A 23931-nucleotide genomic window follows, 5' to 3' on the forward strand; every position below is an offset into this window, starting at 1 on the left:
CCGCCGCCGTTCGCGTCCGCGCGGAGGCACAATCGACAGCGGAGCACGAAGCCGCGGCCGGCGGCCCGGAGGAACGGGAGGGGCCATGGACAGGACCCGCTTCGCCCCCGACCGGGGGCTGACCACCCGCATGGTGGTCACCATGTTCATGATCGGGCTGCTCTACGTCGTCTTCGTGGGTGTCCTGCTGGCACTGCTGCGTGGGGCCTGGCCGCTGATCCTGATCGTCGCGGGCGGGCTGTTCGTCGCCCAGTTCTGGTTCAGCGACAGGATCGCCGCCTTCAGCATGGGCGCCCGCGAGGTCACGCCCGAGCAGGCCCCCGAACTGCACGGCGTCGTCGACCGGATCTGCGCCCTGGCCGACATGCCCAAACCCCGCGTCGCCATCGCCGACAGCGACGTCCCCAACGCCTTCGCCACCGGGCGCAACGAGAAGGCGGCGCTGGTGTGCGCCACGACCGGTCTGCTGCGCCGGCTGGAGCCCGAGGAGCTGGAGGGCGTCATCGCCCACGAACTCTCCCACGTCGCGCACCGGGACGTGGCGGTCATGACGATCGCCTCCTTCCTGGGCGTTCTCGCCGGCGTGGTCACCCGCATCGGCCTGTGGGGCGGCCTCGGGCGCAACAGCCGCGACCCCGGCACCGCGATCGTGGTCGTCCTCATCCCGCTGGTCAGCGCGCTCGTCTACTGCGTCAGCTTCCTGCTGACCCGGATGCTGTCCCGCTACCGCGAGCTGTCCGCCGACCGCTCCGCCGCACTGCTCACCGGGCGGCCCTCCGTCCTGGCCTCGGCACTGACCAAGGTCTCCGGCCAGATGGCGCGCATCCCCACCGAGGACCTGCGCAAGGCCGAGCCGTTCAACGCCTTCTACTTCGTCCCCGCCTTCGCCGGTGGCCAGAGCCTGGCCCAGTTGCTGTCCACGCACCCCACCCTGGAGCAGCGGCTGCAGCAGCTCGGCCGGATCTCCGTCGACCTGGGGCGGCGCTGATGGGGTTCCTGGACGCGCTGCTCGGCCGCAGCAAGCCCGTCAGACCCGACCTCGACCAGCTGTTCGGGCTCCCCTCGGCGGCCGTGACCCTTGAGGCCGCGGCCGGCTTCCGGCCCACCGGTGTGGGCTCGGTGTGCTTCGCCGCGGTCGAGGGCGGTGCGTTCGCCGAGGTGCAGCAGGACGTGCGGGCGCTCCTGGACATGGACACCGGCCAGGGCGCCGTCCCGGTGGAGCCGGTCCGCGACGCGTACGGGTACACCTGGCTGGTCGTCCGGCGCCCGGCGCAGGACCTGCCGGTTCTGGTGGGGGACCTCCACGCGGTCAACTCGGCACTGGAGGGGCACGGCTACGGCCCCCAGTTGCTCTGCTCCCTGGCCGCCTTCCGCGACGACGCGGGGCGCACCCTGGCGCTGGTCTACCTCTACAAACGCGGCTCGTTCTACCCGTTCGCACCGCTTCCGGGGGAGAAGCGCGACAACCCCCTGGAGCTCCAGGTCAAGGCCCTGCTCGGCGACGACCTCCGCCTCGAGGAGGACCTCGGCCGCTGGTTCCCGCTCTGGGGCGCGCCGGGCCTGGGGGGCTGACGCCCCGGGTGGCCGTCCGTGGCGGGCGGACTCAGCCGCCGGCGAAGACGCCGATGCCGTTGGCGACGAGACGTTCCGTGCCGCCCGACGGATGGTTGCGGACCTTGACGCGGGGCGCGCCGGGATCGCGCGTGACGAGGGTGGAGGAGCCGCCGCCGTCGAGGTTGACGGCGGCTTGGGCGCCGATGCCGGACATCACGGACGCGAGTTCGAGGACCGTGAGGCCGGCGCCGGACTCGGCCCTGCCGTCCAGGGCCAGGAGGTACATCACGTGCCCGTCGTCCCCGAAGCCCGCCGCGGTGCGGGTCGCCGCGACGCCGTCGTCCAGGCCGGCCGGCGGGTAGCCGTCGTGCAGGATCGGGCAGCCCCCGACGGCGAAGCGGTAGCCGCCGCCGTACGCGGAGGCCACCAGCCGCTGCCGCACGTCGACCGCGTCGCCGGGCTCCAGCAGGCGCAGCGCCTCCGCGCCCGCCTCCCGGCCGACGAGGACCACCGTGCCGGGCGGGATCTCGCCCCCTCCCGGGCTCTCGCCGACGTCCACGACCTCGCCCTGGCTGACCGTGACCTCGTAGGTGTCGCCGCTGCACGGCGCCGCGCGCTTGGTGTCGTTGCCGCAGGCGGCGCGGAGCCGGGAGGCGCTGCCCCAGTCCGGGGTGTACACGCCCACGCCGCCGACCGGGAGCGCGTACTGGTTCAGGCCGCCGAGGGGCACCGTGCCCTCGGCGAAGCTGACCGAACCGGCCAGCCCGAGCCGGTCGAGCCGCGCGACCCCGTCGGTGCCGACCGCGAGAACGTCCTCGGTGGACGCGCCCGGCGGCAGCTTGGGCCCGAAGCGCTGGCCCAGCGGCACCGCCGATTTCAAGGCCCGTCCCGCGGCGACCGCCGGGCCGACCGGGGCGCCGGTCGCGGGCACCCCGGGGTGCTGGCTCTCGCTCATGTTGAAGAAGTCGGCGTTGATGCCGGCCACGGCGCCCGCGGCGTCGGCGAGCTTCGAGACCTTGTCGCGTCCGGCGACGACGCCGGGATGCAGCAGGTCCACCGCGACGCCGGGCGTGCGCAGATCCACCGTCAGCAGGTGCCCGCGGACCGTGCCGTGGGCTCCCCGGTAGGTGAAGGTCCGGTAGTTCACACCCGAGGCGAGGACGCTGATCGCGCCGTAACGCAGTCCGTCCCCGGCGACCGCGGCGGCGGCACCGCTCGCGCCGCCGAGCAGGGCGCTCCACGCCAGCACCACCGAGATCGCCAGGCGCACCCGGCGGGGTCGTCGAGTCACGTCGCTCCAGCCCGAAAAAAACCGATTATCTGACGGGAGGTCAATGGTTGCCGGGCCCGGCCGGGTTGTCGCACCACCACGCCGCGCACGGCGGGGAATTCAGCGATACGGTGATGAGCGGGCTGTAAGGGAGCTGCCGGACCGGTGCCGGCCGCCTCAGCCGGGGAAGGCGTAGACCGTGGTCGCGTGCGCCGCGGGCTCGCCGGCGCCTTCGGGGGTGAGCTCGACGTCGATGAACGCCAGCCGTCGCCCGAGCTTGGTGACACGTGCCGTGACCAGCACGTCGGTGCCCATGACCGCCCGTTGGAAGGTCGTGGACTGCTGGATGGTCGTCATCGGCCCGTAGCCGCCGCGGGCGGCGGACACCGCGATCACGGTCGCCGTGTCGGCGGCCGCCATCAATGCCTGGCCCGACAGTGCGCCGCCCTCCCGGGTCAGCCGGTCCGACCAGGGCAGCCGCAGCACGGCGTGCCGCTCCCCGGTCTCCTCGACAAGGAGCCCCAGGTCCTGCACCCAGGGCGCGAAGTTGTCGGCCAGGACCTTGTCCGCCTCGGCGGTGGTGATCGTCACGGCGGACATTCTGACCCACCGTCGGGGGCGTACACCAGGGCGCGACGGACCCCGTCACGCATGTGCGCTTACATGCCGTTGCGAGTATATAGCTTCGGGAGTATGTTGGAAGACGTGTCCATACCCTTCGACGTGCTGGCCGAGCCGACGCGGCGGCGGATCCTCGATCTACTCCTGGAACGCCCCCGTCTCGTCGGCGAGCTCACCGAGCACCTCGGCCTCAGCCAGCCCGGTACGTCCAAACATCTGCGGGTGCTCCGCGAGGCGGGCCTGGTCCGGGTGCGCGCCGAGGCGCAGCGCCGCTGGTACGAGCTGCGCCCCGAGCCCCTGCGGGAGGTCGACGCCTGGCTCGCGCCGTACCGCAGGCTGTGGGGCACCGGCCTGGGCGCGCTGGAGTGGCATCTGGACGCCATGCCCGACGAGATGGAGGAGCCATGACCACGGACACCGGCGAGACGCTGACCACCGCGGACGGCCGGACCGCGCTGCGGATGGAGCGGCGGCTCGCACACCCGCCGGAGAAGGTGTGGCGGGCCCTGACCGAGCCCGGGCACCTGTCGAAGTGGTTCCCTGCCGACGTGGAGGTGGAGCCGCGGGTGGGCGGCAAGGTGCGCTTCCTGTACCGGCGCGGCGAGGGCGAGGCGACGGACGGCGAGGTCACCGAGTGGGACCCGCCGCACGTCGTCGCCTACACCTGGGGCGAGGACCTGCTGCGCTGGGAACTGGTGCCGGAGTCCCTGGGCTCCGTGCTGACCCTGACCCACACCTTCGCCGACCGCCCCGGTGCCGCCAGTTTCGCCGCCGGCTGGGACGCCTGCGTCGCCGGCATCGATCCCGAGCTGGCGGGCGAGCCCGTGCCCGCCCCCGGCGACATGAAGGCGGCCCATGAGCGCTACGTCAAGGAGTTCGGCCTCGACCGGGGCACCGCGGAGGAGCTGCCCGTCGGCTGGAAGGTCCGCTTCGAGCGGCAGCTGACCCAGCCCGTGGCGACCGTGTGGAAGACCCTGCTCGGCGGGGTGGCCGCGCCCGAGGTCGGCGGACCCGTGCCGCGGGGCTTCGTCGTGGGGGACTTCGCCGCCGGGCCGGTGAGCGAAGTGCGCCCGCAGGAGGCACTCGCCTACCCGTGGGACCTGGGCGGCCGCCACGAGGGGACCGTGCGCTGGGAGCTGACCCGGGGCACCGGGCACGGCGCCCGGCTGGTCCTCACCCAGACCGGCGTCCCCGAGGTGCCCGCCGCCCTCGCGCTGGACGTATGGCGGGACCGCGTGGAGAGCCTCGCGGCGAAGCTGGCCGCGATGCCCCGCTGACCGGTGGACGGCACGGCGCCCGGCCTCACAGCCGGCCCCGTGCCTCCTCCAGGAACTCCCGGGTGGGCCCCGCGGGCAGCGCCTGGGCGCTCATCCGGTCCAGGGCCTCGCGGAACTGCGAGACGTCCTCGCGTTCGTCGAGGTAGACGGCGCCGATCAGGCTCTCCGCGTACGCGATGTCCGGCAGCTCCGGCAGCGGGAAGCGGAAGATGTGGAACGGCCCGTACATCGCCGGGTGCGGCCCCGCGGTGAAGGGCATCACCTGCAGCCGTACGTGGGGCATCGCGCACGCCTCGATCAGGTGGTCGATCTGCAGGCGCATCACCTCGGGCCCGCCGATGGGGCGGCGCAGCACCGTCTCGTCCATCACCACCCACAGCAGGGGCGGGTCGTCGCGGGTGAGCAGCGCCTGCCGCTCCATGCGCAGCGCGACGCCGCGCTCGATCTCCTCCTGCGAGGCGTGCGGCCGGCCCGCGCGCAGCACGGCCTCCGCGTACTGCGGGGTCTGCAGCAGGCCCGGGACGTAGTGCGGCTCGTAGGCGCGGATGAGCTCGGCGGCGCCCTCCAGGCTGACGAAGGCGCTGAACCACTCGGGGAGCACGTCACGGAAGCGGTGCCACCAGCCGGGGCGGTTGGCCTCGCGGGCCAGCTCCAGGAAGTTGGCGATCTCGGCGGGCTCGGTGACGCCGTAGGTCAGGAGCAACTTCTCCACGTACGGGATGCGCAGGCCCACCTCGGCCTTCTCGATGCGGCGGACCGTGGCGTGGGTGACGTCCAGGGCGCGGGCCGCCTGCTCGTAGGAGACGCCGGCCCTTTCGCGGAGGTCCTGGAGGCGTCTGCCGAGCACCACCCGCAGCACGGTGGGAGCGCTTGCCGCCCGCGCGTCAGTCACCGTCCATCTCCTCCAGCACCGCTGTTGCCCGCGTAGTTTGTCATGACGTCAGGTCGCGGCAAAGCATGTGGGGGACGCTTTGCGATGTTGGAACGCACCGTGCCGCACCGTGCCACAGCGTTCCGGAGGCCCGCATCGTAGCGGAGTCGCGTCCTCCTGTGGAGTGTTCCCGCGGACGCGCGGGGGTCCCGCGGTGGCCGGGCGGAAGGGAACCGCAGCAGTCTGACGGTACGTCAGCCCCGAGTTGGGTGCGGAGGCGGATCTTCCATAGGATCCGCCAATGATCATAAGCAAACGGCTGGCGGCGGGGCTGTGCGGCCTCGCGGCCGCCCTCGCCACCGCGCTCTTCCCGGCCGCGGCGCCGGCCGCCGCGGACGACGGGCCGCAGACCGCGCACGAGGCCCCGAAGGTCGAGCTCGTGCTCGACGTCAGCGGCTCGATGCGGGCCAACGACATCGACGGCAGGTCCCGCATGTCGGCGGCCAAGCAGGCGTTCAACGAGGTCATCGACGCGGTCCCGGACGAGGTACGGCTCGGTATACGCACCCTCGGCGCCAACTATCCCGGCAAGGACAAGACGGTCGGCTGCAGGGACACCGAGGCCCTCTACCCGGTCGGCACCGTCGACCGCACCGAGGCCAAGACCGCGGTCGCCACCCTCGCCCCCACCGGATGGACGCCGATCGGCCCCGCCCTGCAGGCCGCGGGCAAGGACCTCGCGGGCGGTGAGGGCACCCGCCGCATCGTGCTCATCACCGACGGCGAGGACACCTGCCAGCCGCTCGACCCGTGCGAGGTCGCGCGCGAACTCGCCGCCGAGGGCACCCACCTGGTCGTCGACACCCTCGGCCTGGTGCCCAACACCAAGATCCGTGAGCAGCTGAGCTGCATCGCCGAGGCCACCGGCGGCACTTACACCGCCGTCGACCACGCCGACCAGCTCTCCGACCGCATCAAGCAACTCGTCGACCGCTCCGCCGACAACGTGGTCGTCACCCCCACCGTGACCCAGGGCGCCGACCGTTGCGCCGACGCCCCGCTGCTCGGGGCCGGCGTCTACAGCGACCGCGAGACGTTCGCCGAGCACCGCTGGTACCGGGTGAGCGTCACCGACGGCCAGGAACTGCGCGCCTCCGTCAGCGTCGGCGCCGACCGGGCCGTCAACCGCGACTACGGTGTCCTCGTACGGGCCGTCACCACCGGCGGACGGGAACTCGTCCGCGGTTCCGACGCGGACAGCGGACGCACCGACGTCGTCTCGTCCGGTCTGCGCTACGCCTGGCCGGAGCGCGACGACGACGCCGCAGCGACCGCACGCACCGTGTGCATCGAGGTCAGCAACTCCTTCTCCGCCCCGGAGGCCGTCAAGCGCGCCCCGGGCCTGCCGCTCGAACTCAGCGTCGACCTGGTCTCCTCGCCCGACGAGCCGTCCGACGTCGCCTCCTTCGGTCTCGGCCGCGGCTGGTGGCTGCTGGCCCTGCTGGTCGTGACCGGCCTGCTCGCCGGTGTGCTGTGGGGCTGGATCTCGCGCTGGCGCGTCGCCGTCTGGAGGACCAACTGATGCGTACCATCCGAACGGCACGCCGGGCGGCCGCCGTACTGCTCGCGGGCGCGGCCCTGCTCGCCGCCGGGGCGGGCACCGCGGCCGCCGACGACGCCACGCCCAGCCCGGGCGCGAGTGGCACGGGGGCCACCGAGGAGACCGTCCAGCCCGGTACCGGCTTCCGCACCGCCGGGAACCTCCGGCCGGGGGTGCGGACCGTACCGGCCGGCGCCTCCACCGGTGACTACCTGTACTGGGTGTTTCCCGCCGCAGCGGGCGAGGTGCCCACGGTCTCCGCGACCGTCACCCTGCCGGAGCCCGCGACCCGGCACGGCAACCAGACCTGGCAGCTCGACGTCTACGACGGCCTTCGCCGCCGTCAGGCGTGCGCGGCGGGCAAGCCCACCAGGACGGCGTCGGCGCAGGACACCCAGCTGGAGCTGAGCTGCCGGCTGCGCACCGTCCGCGCGTGGTCCGAGGCGTGGGCCAACGACCCGCTGCCGGGCGCGTACTACATCCGCCTGACCGTGCTGCGGCTCCCGGACCAGGACCTCGGCCTGCCGGTCCAGGCGCAGGTCGGCACCACCTCGGCGGACGCGGGCGGCTCCAAGGCCGTCGACGGCGAACTCGCCGCCCCGCTCACCCCCGTCGCCAAGGCCGGGGCCACCCTGGACCCCAACGCCGTGCCGTCCGCCTCCGCCACGGAGGAGTCCGGCGAGGGGGCCGACGATGAGGCCGGTCCGAGCGCGTCGCCGGTCCCGGCCGGGCTGGCCCAGCCCGAGGACGGCTGGGGCGGCGGCTGGTGGTCCGACCGCTGGATCTGGACCGCGGCCGGGGGCGTGCTCGGCGCGCTCGCGGGCATCGCCGGCTACAGCCTCACCCGCGGACGGGGACGCGGCCGTCCGGTCGCGTAACCGAGGGACCCGGTGACGCGCCGGTAGGGAGCCGTGGCGGCTCCGTACCGGCGCGTCCGCGTTCACCGCTCCGCGGAGGCCGCCCTGCGCGCCGCCGCGCGCAGCAGCGCAGCCGTCCCCGGGTGCGGACCGCGTTCCGCCCATTCCAGCGGAGTGAGTCCCGTGCCGTCGTCCTCGCGCAGACCGGGATCGGCCCCGTGGGCCAGGAGCTGACGCACCGTCTCCTCATGGCCCCAGCAGGCGGCGGCGCACAAGGGTGTGCCCTCGTCGCCGTGGCCGCTCTCGGTGTCCGGCCGCGCCCCCGCCGCCAGGAGCAGCGCGGCCACGGCCGCCGCGCCGTTGACCGACGCCGCGTAGAGCGGGGTCGTGCCGTCCGGGTCGGCGCGTTCGGGGGACGCCCCCCGGCGCAGCAGCTCCCCGGCGGTCCGGAGGGCGCCGCACCGCGCGGCGGTCACCAGGGCCCGGCTCAGCTTCTTGCGGCGTCTGCGGTTCACCGGGACAGGTTACGAGACGGCCGCCCCGCCGGAGCCGATCCCCAGGCGTGCGACGCGGCCCTGCTCACCGGCGGCCCGGGTCCGGGGCGCAGTCGACGGGGTCGTGGGACCCGGAGTCGAACGGCCGCCAGGTCCGGCCGCCGTCCGGTGTCAGGTCGCTGCCGGACGGGCCCGTCGCGATCGCCGCGCGGGAGGAGTACGGCAGCCAGGCCGCGCCCGAGCGGTAGGCGGCCGGGGGGCGTGCGGAGCCGGTCCAGGTCGCGCCGCCGTCGCGGGACACCGCGGCCGCCTCGGGGGAGGCCTGGTCCGGGCGGTGCTCCCCGCCCACGGCGATCCCGTGCCGAGGGTCGCGGAAGGCCGGCGCGAACACCCCCTTCGCGCCGGGTCGCCCGCGGGCAGCGTGGAGCCGTCACGGTCCAGGGCAGCCCCCGGTCGCGGGAGTGCAGGACGCGGGCCTGGGCCGCCCCGCCGGCCGCCGGCCACACGTCACGCGGGCCGCGGCTGACCACCACCGCGCCCAGGTCCACCGCGACCAGCCGCTTGTTGCGCGGGCCCTCGGGCACGTCGCCCCTGCCCCTGACGACGCGTTGCGCCAGGCCCGCGACGACGGCGGCGCCCGCGGGGCGCCCGGGGCCCTTGGGCCGGCGACGCGATGCGCCGCCAGGACCCGGGACCCGCGGCCGCGACGCCGACCGCCGCCGCGCCGGGGCGGGATCGTCAACGGGCCTGCGACAGCGAAGTCCTGGCCTGCTCGACGGCGATGGCGACCCGGGGCGACCCGCAGTCCCGGGCGAGGTCCACGGCGTCCTCGGTCAGGGTGCGGGCGGCGTCGAGGTCACCGGTCCGGGCCCGGGCGAGGGCGGCGCGCGCGGTGTAGAGGGTACGGTCGCGCCGGTAGAGGGGGTCCTGCATCGCCAGTGCCTTCTCCAGCAGCGGGGCCGCCTCCTGCGCGCATCCGAGGTCCAGCAGCGCGATCCCGCTCTGCGCGCACAACTCCGCCCCGTCGAACCAGTAGATCCACGACGGGTCGTCGTCGCCTGGCGCGGTGTCCAGCAGCAGCTCCGCCTCCTCCAGCGACCGCCGGCACGCCGCGTCCTCGCCGAGCCCGGCGTACGCCCGGGCCCGGCGGGTGGCGAGCATCGCCCGGGTGCGCGAGGTCGCCCCTGCCGCGGCGGACTCCGCGGCCCGGGACGCCGCGAGGGCGTCGTCGTGGCGGCCGGCGAACACCGCCTGGAGGCTCAGCCCCGCCCACAGGTTGGCGGCCTGCGCGCGGTCCTCCGCGCCGTGCGCGAGGCGCAGTCCGGTGAGGTAGTGCCGCTGGGCCGCCCCGTGCCGTCCGCAGTCCGTCGCCGCCCAGCCGCCCAACTGGGCCAGCCCGGCGGCGACGCGCAGCAGACGCGCGTCCACCCCACCCCGGTACGGGCCCCGGCGCAGCAGGTCGAGCGCGATCCGCAGGTCGGCCTCGACCCGGTGGCGTACGGCAGCGCCGCCGAGCCGGTCGTCCAGCCGGCGCAGGCCGAGGACGCCGCGCTCCAGCCACGCCACGGTCTCCTCGTCGGCCGCCGAACCCTCCCGGGCGGCGAGCAGATCCGCGTCATCGGGAGGCGGCCCGTTCCCCCCGCGGTCCGTCACGGCCGTCCAGTCGGCGACGGCCGCACCGAAGGCCGGTCCCTCCAGCACGGGATGGCCCCGTGGGTCGCGTCCGCCGCCGTCGAGCAGGGCGTCCAGCGCGTCGAGACCGCCCGCCCGGGTCCACGGCAGCCCGTCGGGGATGCCGTCGAACGAGGGTAACCAGCCGGGCCACGGGCGGGCGTCCACCTCCCGCAGCGCCACGCCCAGGGCCCGGGCCAGGGCCCGCTGGCTGTCCCTCTCCGGCACCACGCCCCAGTGCTCCCAGCGCCACACCTTCTCCCGGCGGGCCGCCATGGGCACACCGAGGGCACGGGCGTTGTCGGCGACGACCCGGGCGAGGTCCTGGTAGCTCCAGCCGTGGCTGCGCCGGACGGACGCCAGGGGATGGGACGGTGCCGGCGCGGTGTCGTCCGCCACGGCGATGCTCCTTCGTCTCATATTCGTACGTTCGAATATCAGGCGCGGCCGGTGTGGCGCAGGCGATCACCGCGATCCGTCCCGATCCGTGTCCCCGCACCGTCCGGTGCCGCCCCCGTGCTCGGACGCGTGTGCGGGACTACATCGAGACAACAGGTCCGGACTTGAAGTGGACCTGCTCATACCGGTTGGCTTTGTGTGATCAAGCGATCACCGGACGCCGAACGGGAAGCCCCGCCCCGGGCCGGACCTCACGTGCGCGCCGTGGAGGCACCCCGAGGATGACCCCTCCACCCCCGTTCGGTTTCTCCCGCTCCAGGGACGACCTGCGGTTCGACCCTGCCCTGGACGACCAGCCACTGGCCGATGCCCGCGCCGCGCTCGCCCAGGGGCGCTGGACCACCGCCCGCAGCCTGCTCGCCGAGACCGGCGACGACTGGGACCGCCGCGGTCACCGCCTGGTCGTCCTCGGGGAGGGCGGCGCCAGTGCGACCTGGGCCCGCGAGTGGCAACTGGCCGAACCCGGCAGCACCGACGCGGCCGCGCTGCTGGCCTGCGCCATGGTGTTCCGCGCCATCGCCGGCAAGGAGAAGCCCGAACGGGCCCGCGAGGCCTGCCTCGCCGCCGCCGCGCTCACCCCGGCCGATCCCACCCCGTGGCTCTGCCTGCTGATCCTGGCCCGCCACACCGGCACCGACGACGAGCAGATGCGCGCCTTCGACCAGGTCCGCGGCCGCCACCGCAGCCACCACCACGGGCACCACCTGATGGCCGCCTGCCTTGCCGAACGTCCCCAAGCCGCCGCCGACGGCGGGCCCTTCCACGAGGTGTACGAATTCGCCGACTGGGCCGCGGGCGAGGCGCCCGCCGGCTCGCCGCTGGCCGTCCTGCCCGTCGTCGCCCACGCCGAGCTGTACCGCGTCCTCGCCACCGCCGGGACCCTGCCGGCCGACCCCGCCGCCTCCGGGCACTGGGACGGATGGCGCGCCCGGCAGGCGCTCAAGCGGGGTTTCGACTGGTGGCTGGAGTTCGACGGCGACGGGCACGACCACCCGCGCCTCCATCTCGACCTCAACTTCCTCGTCCACGCGCAGTTCCTGCAGGGCCGCACCGCCGAGGCCGCGGCCCTGTTCAACCGGATCGGCGGTCACGCCACCCGCGTCCCGTGGGCCTATCCCGACCGTGACCCCAAGAAGGCCTTCCGCGCCGCGCGGGAGGCCGTGCTCGGCCCCGGCTCGGCGTAGGGCCCGCCCCACATGACGTACCAGCAAACCCCAACCCCTCCCAGGAAGGAACCGCCATGCTGACGGGCAACAGCGGGATCAGCACGTTCAAAGGCGAGGAGAGAGCCCTGCGGGCCGACCGCCTCGGCATGTCCGGCCTGCTCCTCTCCGTGGTCGCCGCCAGCGCGCCGCTGATGGTGGTCGCGGGCGTCATGCCCACCACGTACGGCGTGATGGGCATCGTCGGGCAGCCGCTGCTCTTCGTGATCCTCGGCGTGGTGCTCATCCTCTTCAGCGTCGGGTACGCCGAGATGAGCCGCCATGTCCACAACGCGGGCGCCTTCTACGCCTACATCGCCCGCGGGCTCGGCGGCACCGCGGGCACCGCGGCGTCGCTCGTCGCCCTGGTGTCGTACAGCGCCATGCAGTTCGCGGTCTTCGGCCTCTTCGGCTTCGAGATCTCCGGGCTGTTCCAGACCTACCTCGACACCACGATCGCCTGGTGGATCCCGGCCGTCCTGGGCGTTCTCCTGGTCGGCGCGCTCGGCTGGCTCAAGATCGACGTCAACGCCAAGGTGCTCGGCGTCCTGCTGGTGATCGAGATCGCCCTCGTCGTCATCTTCGACGTCGCCGCCGTCGGCAGCCCCGCCAAGGAGGGCCTGTCGCTGCACGCCTTCGACCCGAGCACGCTCAGCGGCGCGGGCCTGGGCACCGCCCTGTGCTTCTGCATCGCCAGTTTCGTCGGCTTCGAGCAGTCGCCGGTGTATGCCGAGGAGACCACCAGGCCGCAGGTCGTGGTCGCCCGCGTCATGTTCCTCGCCGTCACCTTCGTCGCGGTCTTCTTCGCCATCAGCTCCTGGGCGCTGAGCATCGCGGCCGGCCCGTCCCAGATCGTGGCGGAGTCCCAGAAGCAGGGACCGGGGCTGCTCTTCGGCCTCAGCGAGTCGATCATCGGGGGCGCCTTCACCGACGTCCTGCACGTCCTGTACGTGACCGGCATGTTCGCCTGCCTCCTCAGCTTCCACAACGTCGTGGCCCGCTACGCCTTCGCCATGGGCCGTGAGGGCCTGCTGCCCTCCGCCTTCGGCCGCACCAACCCCAACAGCGGCGCCCCCGCCTTCGGCTCGCTGCTGCAGACGCTGGTGTCCCTCGGCTTCGTCGTCGCCTTCGCCGTCACCGACGGCAGCGCGGCGGCCGACCACGACCCGACCGCGCCCGTGCTCAAGCTCTTCACCTGGTTCGGCAACGTCGGCGCCCTGGGCGTCATCGTGCTGCTGGCGACCGCGTCCTTCGCCGTCATCGGCTACTTCGTCCGGCGCGGTGCGCTGCGCACCCAGGCACCGCGGATCGCCGCCTCCGCCCTCGCGGGCATCGCGCTGGCCGGCATCGCCGTCTACGCCGTCAAGGACTTCGACGTCCTGGTCGCCGGCGACGGCTCCGCCGTCTCCTGGATCCTGCCGGCCATCATCGGCGTCACCGTCGTCGGCGGTTTGGTGTACGGCGCGGTCCTGCGGGCCACTCGTCCCGAGATGCACGCCCGGATCGGTCTCGGCAACGAGGCGTTCCGGATCGAGCAGGCGCGCGAGAAGGCGGCCGGCACCGATGCGGAGACCACGGCCTCCTGACCCCGTCCGGCCCGTCGCCCCTCTGGCCGGGGGAGCGGCGGGCCCGTTCCATGTCCGTAGTACCCGCCAGCTCAACGACCAACGTCCACAAGAGGGTTGTCCCGATGTCCTCCTGCTGCCCCAGCGACGCAGACGCCGCGCCCGCCGCACCCCACCCCCTAGACCCGCTGACCGCCGACGAGATATCCGCCGCCCGCCGCATCCTCGCCGAGGAGGGCCGGGTCACCGACGCGACCCGTTTCCCGCTCGTCCTGCTCGACGAGCCCGACCGGCACACCGCCGACGCCCACCGCGACGGGGACCCCGTGGTCCGCCGGCTGCGCGTCACCCTGCTCGACTCGGCCACCGGCGCCGCCGCCGAGGCCCTGGTCGACGTCACCGCGGGCGCCGTCGTCGCGTACCGCGAACTCGACACCGGGCAGGAGGGCCAGCCCCCGGTCACCTTCGAGGAGTACGAGATCGTCGAGCAGGTCGTGAAGGCCGACCCCGGCTGGCGCAAGGCCATGGCCGAACGCGGCGTCACCGACCTGGACCTCGCCGTCGCCGCCCCCCTGGGCGCGGGACCGCTGCGCTTCGAGGACCGCCCCGGCGCCCGCCTCATGCGCTCCCTCACCTGGCTGCGCTGCAACGCCTCCGACAGCCCCTGGGCGCACCCCGTGGCCGGGCTCGTCGCCGACGTCGACGTCATCGAGCGGAAGGTCGTCCGCCTCATCGACACCGGCGCCGTGCCGATCCCGGCCGAATGCGGCCGCTACGAGGCCGAGTTCAACGGCCCGGCCCGCACCGGCCTGCGCCCGCTGGAGATCACCCAGCCGGAGGGGCCGTCCTTCACCCTCAGCGGCCGGCTGATGCGGTGGCAGAAGTGGCGTTTCCGCATCGACTTCAACGGCCGCGAGGGCCTGGTCCTGCACCAGATCGGCTACGAGGACGGCGACCGCGTCCGGCCCGTCCTGCACCGCGCCTCGCTCGCCGAGATGGCCGTCGCCTACGCCGAACCCGGCGACGACCGCAACTGGGTCGCCTTCCTCGACGCGGGCGAGTACTCCCTCGGCCGCAACGCCAACGCGCTGAAGCTGGGCTGCGACTGCCTCGGCGAGATCGCCTACCTCGACGCCGTCCTCTCCGACGACCTCGGCAACCCCGAGACGCTGCCCAACGCCATCTGCGTCCACGAGGAGGACTACGGCCTCCTGTGGAAGCACACCGACATCTTCAACGAGATGGCCGCCGACAGCCGCCGCTCCCGCCGTCTGGTCGTCTCCTACATCGCCACCGTCGGTAACTACGACTACGGCTTCTACTGGTACTTCTACCAGGACGGCACGATCGGCTTCGAGGCCAAGTCCACCGGCATCGTGCAGACCTCCGCCGTCGAGCCCGGCACCGCCGACGCGGTCGGCACGGAGGTCGCGCCCGGCCTGCTCGCCCCGTTCCACCAGCACCTGTTCTGCGTACGGCTGGACGCGGCGGTCGACGGCCACGCCAACACCGTCGAGGAGGTGGACGTCGTCCCGGTCCCGAACGGGCCGGACAACCCCAACGGGAACGTCTTCACCACCCGGGTGACCACCGTCGCCGACAGCGCCGAGGGCGGCCGCCTCGCCGACCCGCTGGCCGGCCGCCGCTGGCGGATCACCAACCCCGGTTCCCTCAACCGCATGGGCAAGCCCGTGGCGTACACCCTCGTGCCCCAGCCCGGCCCGGTCGTCCTGGCCCAGCCGGACTCGGCGGTCGCCCGGCGGATGGCCTACGGCACCAGGCACGTGTGGGTCACCCGCTACCGCCCCGAGCGGCGCTTCCCCGCGGGCGACTACCCCAACCAGAACGCGGGCGGCGCCGGACTGCCCCGCTGGACCGCGGCGGGCGAGTCGCTGGAGGACACCGAGCTGACCGTCTGGCACACCTTCGGTCCCACCCACCTGCCGCGGCTGGAGGAATGGCCGGTCATGCCCGTCGACCACAGCGGGTTCAGCCTCAAGCCGACCGGCTTCTTCGACCGCAACCCCTCCCTCGACCTCCCCAAGGAGGCCCCGCGCGGCGACGGCCACTGCCACCCGGCCTGACGCGCGCCGGCGCCCCGGCGCCCGCGGTCCGCTCGGACCGCGGGCGCCGCCGCGCGGCACTCAGGCCCGGTGCGGAGGGACGTTGTCGTGCACCCGCTTGGGGTCGGTCTCGGCGACCGGCTCCAGGATCTCCTCGATGCGCGCCATCAGCTCCTTCTCCAGGACGACGCCCGCCGCCTTGGCGTTCTCCGCGACCTGCTCGGGACGAGAGGCGCCGACGATGGCCGCCGAGACGTTGGAGTTCTGCAGCACCCAGGCGACCGCCAGCTGGGCCAGGGACAGCCCGGCCTCCGCGGCGAGCGGCTGGAGCCGCTGGACGGCGTCGAGCACGTCGTCGCGCATCCACCGCGAGATCATGCCGGCGCCGCCCTTGTCGTCGGTGGCCCGCGAGCCCGCCGGGGGCTCCTGCCCCGGGCGGTACTTGCCCGTCAGCACACCCTGCGCGATGGGCGAGAAGACCACCTGGCCCATGCCCAGCTCCTCGCAGGCCGGGACGACCTCGCCCTCGATGACCCGCCACAGGGCGTTGTACTGCGGCTGGTTCGACACCAGCGGGACGCGCAGCTCCCGGGCCATGGCGTGGGCACGCCGGATCTGCTCCGCGGGCCACTCGGAGACGCCGATGTACAGGGCCTTGCCCGAGTGGACGACGTCGGCGAACGCCTCCATCGTCTCCTCGAGCGGGGTGTCCACGTCGTACCGGTGCGCCTGGTAGAGGTCGACGTAGTCGGTCTGCAGGCGGCGCAGCGAGCCGACGATCGACTCCATGATGTGCTTGCGCGACAGCCCGCGGTCGTTGCGGCCCGGACCGGTCGGCCAGAAGACCTTGGTGAAGATCTCGAGGCCCTCGCGGCGCTCGCCCTTCAGCGCCTCACCGAGGACGGACTCGGCACGCGTGCCCGCGTAGACGTCGGCGGTGTCGAAGCTGGTGATGCCGGCGTCCAGCGCCGCGCGCACGCAGGCCGTGGCGGCGTCCGCCTCCACCTGCGAGCCGTGGGTGAGCCAGTTGCCGTACGCGATCTCGCTGATGACCAGGCCGCTACGGCCGAGATGGCGGTATTCCATGGGAGCGAAGCCTCCGTTGGCGTGTCCGTGAAAACCGGCCGGCCGGGTCCGGACGCACCGGGGCCGCCGGGGGCGCGGCGCCCGGTCGGGCGCCGGCCGCGGGAAAGGTGGCAGGGGCAAATACATCTGATCATTACATGTTCCGGTAGTGGCGCGCGGGCCGGTCCCCCCGTCCCCCGTCCCCCTGTCCGCGGCTGTCCCCGGCTGTCCCCGACGTGTCCGGACTCAGCGGAAGTCCGGGGTCCACAGGCGCACTGTGGCGAACTCCGCGCCGGGACGGGTGCGCGCGTAAGCGTGGGTCCCGTCGGCGTCGAGGAACTCGATCGTCGGCCCGCCCCAGCCACGGGGCCCGGTCGCCTCCGACCGGGCCCGCACGCGTGTCCCCGTCGGCTGGCTCGTGTACGCGCTCACCCCGCTCGCCCCGTCCACCTGCCGGTACCTGCGGGTGGCGACGTCCAGCCGGTAGACCCCGTACGTGTCGGTGAACCACAGCGCCCCCGGGTCGCCGTACACCGGCTGCAGGTCACGGCCCTCGCCCTCGAAACGCACGGCGCTGTGCTCCGTCAGCGTCGTCGCCGTGCCCCGGCCCGACACCGCGTAGCGCACCAGCCGCCCGGCGCCGATCGCCCACAACGCCCCGTGCTCCGGGTCGTACAGCACACCGCGCGCCTTCGGCAGCGGCACGGTGCGGAACGGCGCGGACTGCTCCGTGTCCGCGTACAGCCGCAGCCGGCCGGGCGCCCCGGAGGCCACCACGATCACCCCGCCCGGGATGCGCTCGATGGCGTACGGGGTGTCGGCCGGGGTCACCGTCTGCCACACGACGGCACCCGTGTCCTCGCGCACCATCGCCGCCCGGCCGCCGGACGCGGCCACGAGCACGACCCGTCCGTACGCCCGCGTCCTGCGCAGCCGCACGTCCGACAGGTGCTGCCAGCTCGTGCCGGACCCGCCCGGCGCGCTCCAGCGCCAGGTCACGGCCGAGGGCCCCGACCAGTCCCGGGCATCGGGGTCGAAGACCAGGACGCCGTTGCAGGACTGGTCGGCGGTGGCGATGGGATGACTCTTCCGCGCGGCGTGCCGCGTCATGTCGTGCCCCCGAATGTCGTTGACGTGCCAACGAATATTCGGAGGATATCGACGCCGGGTGCTGCCACGATGGGCCGCGTGACCGTACCGCGACCGAACGTCCACGCTTCGCCCGTATGGGAGATCGCACCTCTCGCCGTTGACGACCCGGTGTCGAAGGACCTGCTGTGGAGGTACTACGACGACATCGTCAGCCGCCACTACGGCAGGCCGATGACCCCGCGGGAGATCGACGACCTGCTCACCGAGCACACCAGTGACGACCTTTCCGGCGCCTCGGGACGCTTCCTCGTCGGCCGCTACGAGGGCCGTGCGGCCGGCTGCGCGGGCGTCCGCCTCCTCGCCCCCGGTGTCGCCGAGCTGCGCCGCGTCTGGGTCGTCCCCGGCGCCCGCCGCACCGGCGGCGCCGCGCTGCTGGTCACGGCCGCCGAACGGGCGGCCCGCGAACACCTGGGCGCCTCCGTGATCCGCCTCGACACCCGGGCCGACCTGGTCGAGGCACGGGCCCTGTACGCGAAGCTGGGGTACCGGGAGATCGCCGACTACAACGGCGAACGCTACGCCGACCACTGGTTCGAGAAGCGGTTCGGCCAGGACTCCGGCGCGGCATAGGCCCAGGCTCGCGGCCGCGCGGCCGGGCTCCGCCATAATGCACCGGTAGTCCAGCCAGAAAGCAGGTCGCACATCGTGACGACAACGGTCTCGGTCGAGCGCAGGATCGCCGAGGAACTCGGCGTACGGGAAGGTCAGGTCAGATCGGCGGTCGAGCTGCTCGACGGCGGCGCGACCGTGCCGTTCGTGGCGCGGTACCGCAAGGAGGCGACGGACGGCCTCGACGACGCCCAGCTGCGGACGCTGGAGGAGCGCCTGCGCTACCTGCGCGAACTGGACGAGCGGCGTGCCGCGATCCTGGAGTCCATCGACTCCCAGGGCAAGCTCGACGACGCCCTGAAGGCGCAGATCCTCGCCGCGGACTCCAAGGCCCGCCTCGAGGACATCTACCTGCCCTACAAGCCCAAGCGGCGCACCAAGGCGCAGATCGCCCGCGAGGCCGGCCTGGAGCCGCTCGCCGACCGCCTCCTCGGCGACCCGTCCCTGGACCCGCAGGCCGAGGCCGCCGGGTTCGTCGACGCCGACAAGGGCGTCGCCGACGCCGCGGCGGCACTGGAAGGCGCCCGCGCGATCCTCACCGAGCGGTGGTCCGAGGACGCCGACCTCGTCGGCGAACTCCGCACCCGGATGTGGGAGCGGGGGCGGCTGGTCGCCAAGGTGCGCGAGGGCAAGGAGGAGGCGGGCGCGAAGTTCGCGGACTACTTCGACTTCGCCGAGCCGTTCACCAAGCTCCCCTCGCACCGCGTGCTCGCCATGCTGCGCGGCGAGAAGGAGGAGGTCCTCGACCTCACCATGGAGCCCGAGGAGCCGGCCGAGGAGGGCCCCTCGACCTTCGAGCGCAAGATCGCCCACCACTTCGGCATCACCGACCGCGGCCGCCCCGCCGACAAGTGGCTCGGCGACACCGTGCGCTGGGCCTGGCGCACCCGCTTCCTCGTCCGGCTCGGCCTTGACCTGCGCGTCCAGCTGCGCCAGGAAGCCGAGGACGAGGCGGTCCGGGTCTTCGCCGCCAACCTGCGCGACCTGCTGCTCGCCGCCCCTGCCGGCACGCGCGCCACCATGGGCCTGGACCCGGGCTTCCGCACCGGTGTCAAGGTGGCCGTGGTCGACGCGACGGGCAAGGTCGTCGCCACCGACACGATCTACCCGCACGTGCCGCGCAACCAGTGGGACGCCTCCATCGCGACCCTCGCCCGGCTCGCCGCCGCCCACAAGGTCGACCTCGTCGCCATCGGCAACGGAACCGCCTCCCGTGAGACCGACAAGCTCGCCGCCGACCTCATCAAGCGGCACCCGGAACTGCGGTTGACCAAGGCCGTGGTGTCCGAGGCAGGCGCCTCGGTCTACTCCGCGTCCGCCTACGCCTCCGCGGAGCTCCCCGAGCTCGACGTGTCGCTGCGCGGCGCCGTCTCCATCGCCCGCCGCCTCCAGGACCCGCTCGCCGAACTCGTCAAGATCGACCCCAAGTCGATCGGCGTCGGCCAGTACCAGCACGACCTGTCCGAGGTGAAGCTCTCGCGCTCCCTCGACGCGGTCGTCGAGGACTGCGTGAACGGTGTCGGCGTCGACGTCAACACGGCCTCCGTGCCGCTGCTGCGCCGCGTCTCCGGCATCACCGAGGGCCTGGCCGCCAACATCGTCGCCCACCGTGACGCCAACGGCCCGTTCCGGCGGCGCACTGCTCTGAAGGACGTGGCCCGGCTCGGCCCGAAGGCGTACGAGCAGTGCGCCGGCTTCCTGCGGATCCCCGACGGCGACGACCCGCTGGACGCCTCCAGCGTGCACCCCGAGGCCTACCCCGTCGTACGACGCATGAGCACGGCGGCGGGCACCGACATCAAGGCGCTCATCGGCAACGGCACGGTGCTGCGCGGGCTGAGGCCGCAGGAGTTCGTCGACGACACCTTCGGTCTGCCGACGATCACCGACATCCTCTCCGAACTCGAGAAGCCGGGACGCGACCCGCGGCCCGCCTTCAAGACCGCCGCCTTCAAGGAGGGGGTCGAGGAGCTCAAGGACCTCGAGTCCGGCATGGTCCTCGAGGGTGTCGTCACCAATGTCGCGGCCTTCGGCGCCTTCGTGGACATCGGCGTCCACCAGGACGGGCTCGTGCACGTCTCGGCGATGTCCAGGAACTTCGTGAGCGACCCGCGCGAGGTGGTCAAGCCAGGCGACATCGTCCGCGTCAAGGTTCTCGACGTCGACATCCCGCGCAAGCGCATCTCCCTGACCCTCCGCCTGGAGGACGAGGCGGGCGCGCCCAAGGGCAACGCCGGCGGCGGCCGCCAGGAACGCGGTCCGCGTCCCGACCGCCGGGGCGGCAACCCGCCCCGCCAGTCCCGCGGTGACCGCGACCGCCCGGCCCCCGGCGGGGCCATGGCCGACGCCCTGCGCCGCGCCGGTCTGGACAAGGGCCTCGGCGGAGGCAACGGCCGCCGGGGCTGATCTCCCCGCGTGAGGCGCGCTCTCCCCGAGGGTCCGGGGGAGCGCGCTTCGGCGTTCTCTCAGCGGCAGACGGTGCCGACGGGCGGGAGCCGGCCGTTCAGCAGGTACCGGTCGACCGCGGCGTCCACGCAGCGGCTGCCGCGCCGGTAGGCGGTGTGCCCGTCGCCGTCCCAGGTGAGGAGTCGTCCGGAGGAGAGCTGGGCGGCCAGCGCCCGGGCCTGGTCGTAGGGGGTGGCGGGGTCACGGGTGGTGCCGATCACGAGGATGGGCCCGGCGCCGCGCGCGGTGACGCGGTGCGGCACCTGGGTCGGCCGGGCCGGCCAGTGGGTGCACATCGGGAGGAACCCGGCGTAGTACACGCCGAACTGGGGAGCCGCGCGGCGGAACTCCGGCAGCGCCGCACGTGTCTGCTCGGCGGTCGCCCGTGGCCCCAGCGCGGAGCTCAGGCAGTTGATCGCGGTGAGGGACTGCTCACCCGGTGCTCCGTCGCCGTCCGTGCCGAGCAGCCGTCGCCAGGCGGCGGGGTCACCTGCCATCACCTCCCGGAGCAGGGAGCGCAGTCCGCCCCACGCCTGAGCCGCGAGTGCCGAGGTGACCGCGGTGAGCAGATCGTCACCGGTGGGGGAGGTGCCGTGGCCGCCCTCTGCCCGGGAGGCTTCGTCGAATCGCGCGACCAGGTCGTCCAGGACGTGGCCCGCCTTCGGGAGCGAGTGGCCGACCGGGCAACCGGGCCGGGCGACGCAGTCGGCGGCGAAGGCATCCCAGGCCGCCTGGTAGCCGCGTGCCATGCCGAGGGTGGCGTGGTAGGCGCCCATGCCCGGGTCGATGGCGCCGTCGAGGACCATGCGGCCGACACGGGAGGGGAAGAGTTCGGCGTAGGTGGCGCCCAGGTAACTGCCGTAGGAGTAGCCGAGGAAGTTCAGCCGGTCGTCGCCGAGCAGCGCCCGTACGACGTCCATGTCCCGGGCGGCGTCGGTGGTGCCGACGTGGGGCAGGAGCCGGCCCGCGTGCCGTGCGCACGCGTCGGCGATCAGCGCGAAGCCCGGCTCGGGGCCGTGGGTCCCGGGGAGCGGGGTGCCGGTCCCGCAGTCGACCGGGGCGCTGCGCCCCACGCCCCGGGGGTCGACGCCTACCAGGTCGTACGCGGCACGTATCGCGGGGGAGAAGCCGTCGCCGAAGGACATCAGGTCGTCGACCGCCGACACCCCGGGTCCGCCGGGATTGAGCAGCAGCGAGCCGATGCGGTCCGCGGGCGGACCGGTGGCCCTGTGGCGGACGACCGCCAGCCGGAGGTCGCCCGCCCGCGGACGGCCGTAGTCCAGGGGCACCCTCACCGTGGTGCACTGGAACGACGCCGCCTCCCGGCAGGGCCGCCAGTCGAGCTCTTGCCGGGAGTAGCGGGACACGTCCGGTGGTGCAGCCGAGGCCGCCACCGACGCCGCCGCCGAGGCTGCGGAGGCGACCGGAGCGGCCGGGGCGGACGCGGACGGCGACGGGGACCGGTCCGCGGCCGCCGGCCGATGCGGGCGCTGGGACGAACAGGCGGTCAGCACCAGGCAGGCGCTCAGCAGCCCTGCCGCGATGCGCCCGCGCCGGCCGGACCGCGTACCCGTGGCCCGCACGGCGGCCACCGCCCGTCAGACGCAGACCGTGCCGGCGGGTGGGAGCTGACCTCGTGTCAGGTAGTCGTCGACGGCGCTCTCGACGCAGGTGCTGCCCCGGTGGTACGCGGTGTGCCCGTCGCTGTCCCAGGTGAGCAGCCGCCCGGAGGAGAGCTGCCGGGCGAGCGCCTGGGCCCAGGAGTACGGGGTGGCCGGGTCGCGGAGGGTGCCCACGACCAGGATCGGTGCGGCGCCCGCCGCGGTGACGCGGTGCGCGGACTGGTTCGGAGGGACGGGCCACTGGGTGCACATCGGCAGGGTCCCGGCGTAGTACTCGCCGAACTGCGGAGCGGCGCGGCGGAATGCGGGCAGCGCCGCCCGCGCCTGCGCGACGGTCGACCACGTGCCCAGCGTGGCGCTCAGGCACGACGCCGCGTAGTACGACTGGTCGCCCGCCTCGGTCTCCTCGTCGACGCCAAGGAGTGCCTGCACGGCCGTGGTGTCACCGGCCCGCACCCCCGCCAGCGCGGCGCGCAGCGCCTCCCAGGCCGGCAACCTGAGCCCGAGGATGACCGCGCCGAGGAGGGCGTCTCCCGTGACGGTGATGTCCTTGCCCTGCCGCAGGGGGGTGCGGTTCAGCATGGCCACTAGGGCGTTGAGGATGCGGCCGGCCTCCTGGACCGAGTGGCCCACGGGACAGTCGGGCCGGGTGGCGCACTCGGTGGCGAAGGACTTCCAGGCGACCTCGTAGCCCCGGGCCTGGCCGATCGTGAAGTCGTACCCGTCGAGGGCGGGGTCGACGGCGCCGTCGAGGACCATGCGGCCCACGCGGGAGGGGAAGAGCTCGGCGTAGGTGGCGCCGAGGTAGGTGCCGTAGGAGAAGCCCAGGTAGTGGAGCCGCTCGTCGCCCAGTACGGCGCGCACGACATCCATGTCGCGCGCGGCGTCCAGGGTGCCCACGTGCGGCAGCAACCGGCTCGCGTGCCGCCGGCATGCGGCCGCGATCTCCGCGAAGTCCGCGGCCCAGGCGGCGATGTCCGCCCTGCGCGCGCCGGCGTCCGGGGCGGCCGTGGGGGCGTCGGTGGCGCAGTCCACCGGTGTGCTGTTCCCGACACCGCGCGGGTCGACCGCCACCAGGTCGTACGCGGCGCGCACCGCGGGGGAGAAGGAGCCGACGTTGCCGAGGAGGTAGGCGATCGCGGACGAGCCCGGTCCGCCGGGGTTCATCTGCAGCGATCCGACGCGCGCGGCGCCGTTCCCGGTGGCCCTCTGCCGTATCGCCGCCAGCGTGATGTCGCCCCCCGCGGGGCGCTCGTAGTCCAGCGGCACCCTGATGGTGGCGCACTGGAACGACGGCACCGCGGTACAGGCCTTCCAGTCCGGCCGCTGCCCGTAATAGCGCCCCAGCTCCGCCGGTACGGCGGTGGCGGCGCCCTCGGCCAGCGCCCGGGCGGGCGTCCGCCGGAGGTCGCCCGCCGCGCACGCCGTGAGCAGCAGCCCGCAGCTGCCGAGCACGGCGAGGAAGCCGCGGAGCCTGCGTCGGGGTCCGTTCATGGCCACACCTTTCTGTGCGCCGCGCGGAAGGCGGTGCGGG

General features: G+C 74.0%; 20 protein-coding genes and 1 pseudogene. 11 read left to right on the top strand and 10 right to left on the bottom strand.

Features of this window, described 5'->3' with window-relative positions; translation table 11 throughout:
• Positions 1 to 85: 85 nt before the first annotated feature.
• Together htpX and pspAB are read left to right on the top strand one after the other, a co-directional pair.
• Positions 86 to 988: a zinc metalloprotease HtpX gene (gene htpX, locus ACRWNP_RS11920; protein WP_431961071.1), complete on the top strand. Its 903-nt coding sequence runs from the start codon at positions 86 to 88 to the stop codon at positions 986 to 988.
• Positions 988 to 1572 carry a PspA-associated protein PspAB gene (gene pspAB / locus ACRWNP_RS11925; RefSeq protein ID WP_431961072.1) on the top strand — a complete coding sequence of 195 codons (585 nt, stop codon included), beginning with the start codon at positions 988 to 990 and terminating at the stop codon, positions 1570 to 1572. Before htpX ends, pspAB begins: the two co-directional genes overlap by 1 nt.
• 31 nt (positions 1573 to 1603) lie before the next feature.
• Here the strand turns inward: pspAB and ACRWNP_RS11930 are convergent, their stop codons facing one another.
• Positions 1604 to 2845 (bottom strand): phosphodiester glycosidase family protein, encoded by a 1242-nt coding sequence (locus tag ACRWNP_RS11930; RefSeq protein WP_431961073.1) that lies wholly within the window; start codon positions 2843 to 2845, stop codon positions 1604 to 1606.
• A 156-nt stretch (positions 2846 to 3001) separates the two neighbouring features.
• Entirely contained in the window at positions 3002 to 3415 is a 414-nt protein-coding gene (locus ACRWNP_RS11935) for a PaaI family thioesterase (RefSeq protein ID WP_431961074.1), read from the bottom strand.
• Positions 3416 to 3529: 114 nt separating this feature from the next.
• On the opposite strand from ACRWNP_RS11935, the gene ACRWNP_RS11940 reads away from it, so the two are divergent.
• Positions 3530 to 3853 (top strand): ArsR/SmtB family transcription factor, encoded by a 324-nt coding sequence (locus ACRWNP_RS11940; protein ID WP_431961075.1) that lies wholly within the window; start codon positions 3530 to 3532, stop codon positions 3851 to 3853.
• Positions 3850 to 4722: an SRPBCC family protein gene (locus ACRWNP_RS11945; RefSeq protein WP_431961076.1), complete on the top strand. Its 873-nt coding sequence runs from the start codon at positions 3850 to 3852 to the stop codon at positions 4720 to 4722. Before ACRWNP_RS11940 ends, ACRWNP_RS11945 begins: the two co-directional genes overlap by 4 nt.
• A 25-nt stretch (positions 4723 to 4747) precedes the next feature.
• Here the strand turns inward: ACRWNP_RS11945 and ACRWNP_RS11950 are convergent, their stop codons facing one another.
• A complete protein-coding gene (locus ACRWNP_RS11950; RefSeq protein WP_431961077.1) occupies positions 4748 to 5614 on the bottom strand; it encodes a helix-turn-helix domain-containing protein in 867 nt (288 codons plus the stop codon).
• A 280-nt stretch (positions 5615 to 5894) separates the two neighbouring features.
• Between ACRWNP_RS11950 and ACRWNP_RS11955 the strand changes: the two genes are divergently transcribed.
• Both ACRWNP_RS11955 and ACRWNP_RS11960 read left to right on the top strand, forming a co-directional pair.
• Positions 5895 to 7175 carry a VWA domain-containing protein gene (locus ACRWNP_RS11955; RefSeq protein WP_431961078.1) on the top strand — a complete coding sequence of 427 codons (1281 nt, stop codon included), beginning with the start codon at positions 5895 to 5897 and terminating at the stop codon, positions 7173 to 7175.
• Positions 7175 to 8071, top strand: coding sequence for a hypothetical protein (locus ACRWNP_RS11960; protein ID WP_431961079.1), 897 nt, complete (start codon positions 7175 to 7177; stop codon positions 8069 to 8071). Before ACRWNP_RS11955 ends, ACRWNP_RS11960 begins: the two co-directional genes overlap by 1 nt.
• 62 nt (positions 8072 to 8133) lie before the next feature.
• On the opposite strand, the gene ACRWNP_RS11965 is transcribed toward ACRWNP_RS11960, so the two are convergent.
• The 3 genes and pseudogenes from ACRWNP_RS11965 to ACRWNP_RS11975 form a co-directional block, all read right to left on the bottom strand.
• Entirely contained in the window at positions 8134 to 8565 is a 432-nt protein-coding gene (locus ACRWNP_RS11965; protein WP_431961080.1) for an ankyrin repeat domain-containing protein, read from the bottom strand.
• Positions 8566 to 8574: 9 nt separating this feature from the next.
• Positions 8575 to 9083 (bottom strand): annotated as a pseudogene (locus ACRWNP_RS11970) (oxidoreductase); the annotation flags it as partial.
• 199 nt (positions 9084 to 9282) lie between these two features.
• Positions 9283 to 10614 (bottom strand): hypothetical protein, encoded by a 1332-nt coding sequence (locus ACRWNP_RS11975; RefSeq protein WP_431961081.1) that lies wholly within the window; start codon positions 10612 to 10614, stop codon positions 9283 to 9285.
• Between the two features lie 281 nt (positions 10615 to 10895).
• Here ACRWNP_RS11975 and ACRWNP_RS11980 point away from each other — a divergent pair, with 281 nt between their 5' ends.
• From ACRWNP_RS11980 to ACRWNP_RS11990, 3 genes are all read left to right on the top strand, one after another.
• On the top strand, positions 10896 to 11858 hold the full coding sequence (locus tag ACRWNP_RS11980) for a hypothetical protein (protein ID WP_431961082.1): 963 nt from the start codon (positions 10896 to 10898) through the stop codon (positions 11856 to 11858).
• 56 nt (positions 11859 to 11914) lie between these two features.
• Positions 11915 to 13462: an APC family permease gene (locus tag ACRWNP_RS11985; protein WP_431961083.1), complete on the top strand. Its 1548-nt coding sequence runs from the start codon at positions 11915 to 11917 to the stop codon at positions 13460 to 13462.
• Positions 13463 to 13566: 104 nt separating this feature from the next.
• Positions 13567 to 15525: a primary-amine oxidase gene (locus tag ACRWNP_RS11990; protein WP_431961084.1), complete on the top strand. Its 1959-nt coding sequence runs from the start codon at positions 13567 to 13569 to the stop codon at positions 15523 to 15525.
• A 60-nt stretch (positions 15526 to 15585) separates the two neighbouring features.
• On the opposite strand, the gene ACRWNP_RS11995 is transcribed toward ACRWNP_RS11990, so the two are convergent.
• Positions 15586 to 16590, bottom strand: coding sequence for an aldo/keto reductase family protein (locus ACRWNP_RS11995; RefSeq protein WP_431961085.1), 1005 nt, complete (start codon positions 16588 to 16590; stop codon positions 15586 to 15588).
• A 225-nt stretch (positions 16591 to 16815) separates the two neighbouring features.
• A complete protein-coding gene (locus ACRWNP_RS12000; RefSeq protein WP_431961086.1) occupies positions 16816 to 17679 on the bottom strand; it encodes a DUF6528 family protein in 864 nt (287 codons plus the stop codon).
• A 78-nt stretch (positions 17680 to 17757) separates the two neighbouring features.
• Between ACRWNP_RS12000 and ACRWNP_RS12005 the strand changes: the two genes are divergently transcribed.
• Positions 17758 to 18291 (top strand): GNAT family N-acetyltransferase, encoded by a 534-nt coding sequence (locus ACRWNP_RS12005; RefSeq protein WP_431961087.1) that lies wholly within the window; start codon positions 17758 to 17760, stop codon positions 18289 to 18291.
• A 75-nt stretch (positions 18292 to 18366) separates the two neighbouring features.
• Positions 18367 to 20736 carry a Tex family protein gene (locus ACRWNP_RS12010; protein ID WP_431961089.1) on the top strand — a complete coding sequence of 790 codons (2370 nt, stop codon included), beginning with the start codon at positions 18367 to 18369 and terminating at the stop codon, positions 20734 to 20736.
• 59 nt (positions 20737 to 20795) lie between these two features.
• Here the strand turns inward: ACRWNP_RS12010 and ACRWNP_RS12015 are convergent, their stop codons facing one another.
• Entirely contained in the window at positions 20796 to 22142 is a 1347-nt protein-coding gene (locus ACRWNP_RS12015) for an alpha/beta hydrolase (RefSeq protein ID WP_431961090.1), read from the bottom strand.
• Positions 22143 to 22373: 231 nt separating this feature from the next.
• On the bottom strand, positions 22374 to 23891 hold the full coding sequence (locus tag ACRWNP_RS12020) for an alpha/beta hydrolase (RefSeq protein ID WP_431961091.1): 1518 nt from the start codon (positions 23889 to 23891) through the stop codon (positions 22374 to 22376).
• Positions 23892 to 23931 lie beyond the last annotated feature (40 nt).

It is taken from the genome of Actinacidiphila sp. bgisy160, from assembly GCF_965342435.1.
Taxonomy (GTDB): domain Bacteria; phylum Actinomycetota; class Actinomycetes; order Streptomycetales; family Streptomycetaceae; genus Actinacidiphila.